The following is a 4,397-nucleotide window of genomic DNA, read 5'->3' on the forward strand; positions in this document are numbered from 1 at the left end:
CCGCAGATGATCGTCGGCGGGCTGCTCGGCGTGCTCGGCGGCGCCGGGCTCGGCTATGCGATGTATGCGGGCCTGCTGCAGATTCCGCTGAAGCGCCTGTTCTCCGTCACCAATGCGCTGATCGTGCCGCCGCGGCGTGCGTCGCGCGCGAGGTCCGATGCGGTGCGCAGCGCGTCGACGAGCGTCCGGTACGCGTGCTCGCGCGAATCGGCGCCGCGCGTGCGCAGCACGTACGACGGATGATAGGTCGCGACGACGAGCTGGCCGCCGGTGGTACGCACCGGCGCGCGCGTGCGCTCGAGCGTCGCGTCGTGGTCCTGCAGCACCGCGCGCAGCGCCGTGGCGCCGAGCGCGACGACCACCCGCGGGCGCACCGCATCGAGTTCGCGTTCGAGCCAGTAGCGGCACGCGGCCACCTCCCGCTGCGCGGGCGTCTTGTGCAGCCGCCGCTTGCCGCGCGGTTCCCATTTGAAGTGCTTGACCGCGTTGGTCAGGTACACGTGCGTGCGTTCGATCCCGGCTTCGTCGAGCGCGCGGTCGAGCAGGCGGCCGGCCGCGCCGACGAACGGCAGGCCCGCGCGGTCTTCCTGGTCGCCCGGCTGCTCGCCGACCAGCATGATCGACGCGTCGCGCGGTCCCGCGCCGGGTACCGGCTGCGTCGCGTGTTCCCACAGCGTGCAGCGGCGGCACGCGTCGAGTGTCGGCGGCGCGTCGTCTTCGGCGGACGACGGTGTTGAGCGGCCCGGCGGCTGGCGGGTCATGCGGCGCGCCCCGCGCGGGTCGACGCCGGATCGCGCCGCCATCGGGGGGAACGGTCCGGCGCTCGGCCTGTCGCCCGCGCAGCGGGGTGCAGACCGGACGGAGAAAGCCGCATCGCTCGCATCAAGGACTCCCGTGTCGACGATGCGAACGACGCAGCAACCGGCATGCCTCGTGCGGTCGTGACGGGTGCGCGGCTTGCGTGGCCGTCCGGTCCAACGACAGGAGAAACGCGATGCAACCCGACCCCGGCGACGATCCGGCCGCCGCCGACGTGCTGCTGTGGCGCGCGCCCGACAGCGTGCCGCGCCGCCCGCGCCGCGTGCTGGTCGTCGACGACTATCGCGACGCGGCCGACGCGTTGCGCCTGCTGCTCGAGACGCGCGGCTTCGAATGCCGCATCGCCGACGATCCGTTCGCCGTGTGCGACGTCGCGCGCGACTGGCAGCCGTTCGCGGTGGTGCTCGACATCGCGATGCCGGGCCTCGACGGGCTGCAGCTCGCGACGCGGCTGCGCGCCGATCCGCGCACGGCCGACATGCTGCTCGTCGCGTGCAGCGGGTTCGCGTCGCGACGCGATTGCGAGGAGGCGAAGGCCGCGGGTTTCGACGCGCATTGCGCGAAACCGTTGACGCCGCACCGGTTGCTGGGCTATCTGGAATCGGCGAGCGGCGCTGGCGGTGGCGCTGCGAGCCCCGACGAGGACGTTACACGGCGCTTGTAAAAAGGCGGCCGGATCGCCTGCCGCATGCAGCCGGACAGGGCGCCAGGCGGCGCTCGACGGGTTCGGCATCACATGGGTCGAGGACGTCGGCCGAGGCTGCCGCGCGTTCACGCGTGCGTCCGGCGCGGCCGCGGCCCGCACGAAAACGCCCCGCGCGGGGCGGGGCGTGTCGCAAGCGGATACGCCGGCGAACCGGCGCCGCATCGTTGCGATCAGTGACGGCCGCGCGTGCGCGGATCGTCCAGTTCCTCGGTCGGGTCGGTCAGCCCGAGTTCGTCGCCGGCGCTCCAGTACGGCGCGCTGCCGTAGAACTCGTGCAGCGGCTCGGCCCATTGCGGGTCGGCCATCGCCGGCCAGTGGTCCTTGTCGAACCCCGGCGCGTTGCGGATCCGCTCGGACGATACCGACAGCAGGAAGCACTTGCGCTCGGTGTCGAGCGTGAGCGCGCTCCACGGAATCGCGTGCAGCTTGTCGCCGATGCCGAGGATGCCGCCGCTCGACAGCACCGCGTAGGCGATCCGGCCCGAGCGTACGTCGAGCATGATGTCCTTGATCTTGCCGACGTCGTCGCCGTCGGTCGTATAGACCTTGTTGCCTTCCAGCGTATCGGCCGCCATCACGTCGGGGCCGGGGCCGGCCGCGGTCGCGGCGCCCTTGCCGATGATGCGGGTCTGACCTTGATCGGAAGTCTGCATGGTTTCCTCCAGGCTGCGTGGGCGCGACCGTGCCCGGGGCGGGCCCTGCGGGTCGCGCGGGTTGTCGGGACGGGCGAGGATCGCGCCGTCACGTCTGCTTCGGTTGCGACACGCTTTCGAGTGTGTTCGCGACGTCGTCGCGCTCGGGGCTCGCGGAGCGCGTCGCGATGTCCGCGAGCGACAGCATGCCGACCAGCCGCTTGTCGTGATCGACGACGGGCAGGCGGCGCAGTTGCGCGTCGGCCATGTAGTGCTGGATCTCCTCCAGCGAATCGTCGTCGAAGCACCATTCGATCGGGCCGGACGCGACCTCGTGGATTCGCGTCTCCGGCGGCTTGCCGGCCGAGATCGCGCGCACCGCCAGATCGCGGTCCGTCACCATCCCGATCAGCCGGTTGTTGTCGCATACGGGCAGCGCGCCGATGTCGTAGCGCTCCATCAGTTGCGCGGCATGACGGATCGAATCGGTCGGCGCGATGCGCACGACGTCCTGCGACATGATTTCGTTGACGCGATGCATGAAGTCCTCCTTGCGGGTGGGTACGGTGTGCCGGTCATCCGAACCAGCAAGCCGCGTGCCGCACGGCGCGCGCGGCCGCTCACGTGTCGCCGCGTTCGCGCCTGTCCTGCCGCGGCGCGTCGTCGTGCGTGCCGGGCGGCGTGTCGGGTTCGATACGCGTGACGCCGCCGGTCGCCGGCGGGTCGCTCGCCGGAAAGGTGTCCTCGAGCTGTTTGTCGATATGGCGTTCCGAGTGGCGAGTGGGCGTGCGGTCCTGGTGTTTCAGCGGCGGCGACGGGTCGTCGTGCCGCTCGTGGGCCGGCGCGTCGTGGCCGGACCGGGTCGAATCCTTCATCGCGAGGCTCCGTATCGGTGACGATGACGCGGGGCTTCCCGCAACGGACGTTCCCGGCGCGCGCGAGGCACGCGACTTGCCGCGTGAACGGCGACGACGAACACGACACGACGACGATGCGCGGCGCAACCGGTGCCTGCCGTGCGCGTGTCCAGCGGGAGGCACGATGACGATTCCGAAACGACGACCTGGCGTGCGCTACGAGGTCAACGTATGCGGCGGCGGATTCGATTCGGTGAAGCACCATTTCAACGAATGGAAGCATGAACCGCTGATCTACCGGCCCGAGCGCCGGATGTTCGAAGGCAAGGCCGACGTGCGGCCGCTCGGCGACGAGACGTTCGGCGCGACCGAGCCCGCGCGCTTCGCGCTGCAGCGCGCGTGCGAGCCGTCGGACCCGTATGCGCTCGCGGCACGCGTGACGGACGACGGCCGCGAGCTGTGGCTCGTGATGGCCGCGTATGACGCGTAGCGTGGCGCTTGCAAGTTTTGCAGTGGACGGTGTAGCGAAGGCACGGCGTGTCGGGGGGAGCCGCTCGCATGCGCGTTCATGCCGGTCCGCGGGCGACGCGCGCGACGGCATGCGCATTGCGCGACCGCTGTACCCGAATGCGGCCGCTATCCGCAGTACGGTCCGAACCCGCAACGATGGAATGCCGATGAAACACGATCCCGTGCAGTGGCTGCAGCGACCCGAGCCGCCGATTCCCGACATCGAGCCCGACCCCGAACCGCCCGATCCGGACGACCTGCCGCCCGACATGCCGGAACCGCACCGTCAGCCCGCGGGCGACCCGCCCGGGACCGCGCCGCCGGAACGCGACCCGCCGTCGCGCGAGCCGCCGGTGCGTGCTTGGGCGGTGAGCAGGGTGCGACGAACCCATCGGGAGGCACCGCGATGAGCCTCCGCGTGAAACCCGGCATGCTGCGCGAGATCGCCGAGACGCTCGGCCGCCATTTCGAGGCGCGTGCGCTGCCATTCCATGTCGAGGAACAGCCGGCGGGCGCGTTGCATATCGGCTTCCGGGTCGACGGCCATCCGGCATCGTTGACCGTGACGTTCGACGCACACGCATTCGCGGCGCTCGAACAGGCCGGCATCGAGCGGCAGCGCGGCACGCTCATGCGGGTCGCGGCCGAATTCGACGCGATGATGGCGCGCCGCGCACCGACTGCCTATGCGGGCGACTTCCATTTCAACCGGCTTTGAGCCGCCGATCCGAGGGAGGATTTCGATGAACACGATCCAGACGATCCGCGCGGGCGCCTGTGCGTTCGCCGCCGTGTGCGCGCTGGGCGCCTGCACGCAGCCGACGAACGGCCCCTACGGCGCCCATGCGGCGCCGCCCGCGCCGCCGGACGGCC

At 71.3% G+C, this 4,397-nt stretch carries 8 protein-coding genes; 4 read left to right on the top strand and 4 right to left on the bottom strand.

Features of this window, described 5'->3' with window-relative positions:
- Positions 1-53 precede the first annotated feature (53 nt).
- Positions 54-761, bottom strand: a complete 708-nt coding sequence (locus G3N62_RS34585; RefSeq protein WP_206141497.1) for a UdgX family uracil-DNA binding protein — start codon at positions 759-761, stop codon at positions 54-56.
- Positions 762-994: 233 nt separating this feature from the next.
- Here G3N62_RS34585 and G3N62_RS34590 point away from each other — a divergent pair, with 233 nt between their 5' ends.
- A complete protein-coding gene (locus G3N62_RS34590) occupies positions 995-1,483 on the top strand; it encodes a response regulator (protein WP_124669541.1) in 489 nt (162 codons plus the stop codon).
- A 212-nt stretch (positions 1,484-1,695) separates the two neighbouring features.
- Here G3N62_RS34590 and G3N62_RS34595 read toward each other — a convergent pair whose 3' ends face one another.
- From G3N62_RS34595 to G3N62_RS34605, 3 genes are all read right to left on the bottom strand, one after another.
- Positions 1,696-2,178 (bottom strand): PRC-barrel domain-containing protein, encoded by a 483-nt coding sequence (locus G3N62_RS34595; protein ID WP_034189979.1) that lies wholly within the window; start codon positions 2,176-2,178, stop codon positions 1,696-1,698.
- Between the two features lie 88 nt (positions 2,179-2,266).
- Complete coding sequence (locus G3N62_RS34600; protein ID WP_034189980.1) at positions 2,267-2,698, bottom strand: CBS domain-containing protein; 432 nt, start codon at positions 2,696-2,698, stop codon at positions 2,267-2,269.
- Between the two features lie 79 nt (positions 2,699-2,777).
- Positions 2,778-3,032: a hypothetical protein gene (locus G3N62_RS34605; protein ID WP_124669540.1), complete on the bottom strand. Its 255-nt coding sequence runs from the start codon at positions 3,030-3,032 to the stop codon at positions 2,778-2,780.
- Positions 3,033-3,198: 166 nt separating this feature from the next.
- Here G3N62_RS34605 and G3N62_RS34610 point away from each other — a divergent pair, with 166 nt between their 5' ends.
- From G3N62_RS34610 to G3N62_RS34620, 3 genes are all read left to right on the top strand, one after another.
- Complete coding sequence (locus G3N62_RS34610; protein WP_069705778.1) at positions 3,199-3,504, top strand: hypothetical protein; 306 nt, start codon at positions 3,199-3,201, stop codon at positions 3,502-3,504.
- A gap of 181 nt (positions 3,505-3,685) precedes the next feature.
- A complete protein-coding gene (locus G3N62_RS34615) occupies positions 3,686-3,934 on the top strand; it encodes a hypothetical protein (protein ID WP_082744758.1) in 249 nt (82 codons plus the stop codon).
- Complete coding sequence (locus G3N62_RS34620; RefSeq protein WP_034190090.1) at positions 3,931-4,242, top strand: hypothetical protein; 312 nt, start codon at positions 3,931-3,933, stop codon at positions 4,240-4,242. The genes G3N62_RS34615 and G3N62_RS34620 overlap by 4 nt, the downstream gene beginning before the upstream one ends.
- Positions 4,243-4,397 lie beyond the last annotated feature (155 nt).

The organism is Burkholderia sp. Tr-20355 (assembly GCF_017104685.1).
Classification (GTDB): domain Bacteria; phylum Pseudomonadota; class Gammaproteobacteria; order Burkholderiales; family Burkholderiaceae; genus Burkholderia; species Burkholderia seminalis.

Bases quoted from the DNA above. Each gene is read 5' to 3' on its own strand.
- G3N62_RS34585 (WP_206141497.1), bottom strand. From the start codon at position 761: ATGACCCGCCAGCCGCCGGGCCGCTCAACACCGTCGTCCGCCGAAGAC.
- G3N62_RS34615 (WP_082744758.1), top strand. From the start codon at position 3,686: ATGCCGATGAAACACGATCCCGTGCAGTGGCTGCAGCGACCCGAGCCG.
- G3N62_RS34590 (WP_124669541.1), top strand. From the start codon at position 995: ATGCAACCCGACCCCGGCGACGATCCGGCCGCCGCCGACGTGCTGCTG.
- G3N62_RS34610 (WP_069705778.1), top strand. From the start codon at position 3,199: ATGACGATTCCGAAACGACGACCTGGCGTGCGCTACGAGGTCAACGTA.
- G3N62_RS34620 (WP_034190090.1), top strand. From the start codon at position 3,931: ATGAGCCTCCGCGTGAAACCCGGCATGCTGCGCGAGATCGCCGAGACG.
- G3N62_RS34600 (WP_034189980.1), bottom strand. From the start codon at position 2,698: ATGCATCGCGTCAACGAAATCATGTCGCAGGACGTCGTGCGCATCGCG.
- G3N62_RS34595 (WP_034189979.1), bottom strand. From the start codon at position 2,178: ATGCAGACTTCCGATCAAGGTCAGACCCGCATCATCGGCAAGGGCGCC.
- G3N62_RS34605 (WP_124669540.1), bottom strand. From the start codon at position 3,032: ATGAAGGATTCGACCCGGTCCGGCCACGACGCGCCGGCCCACGAGCGG.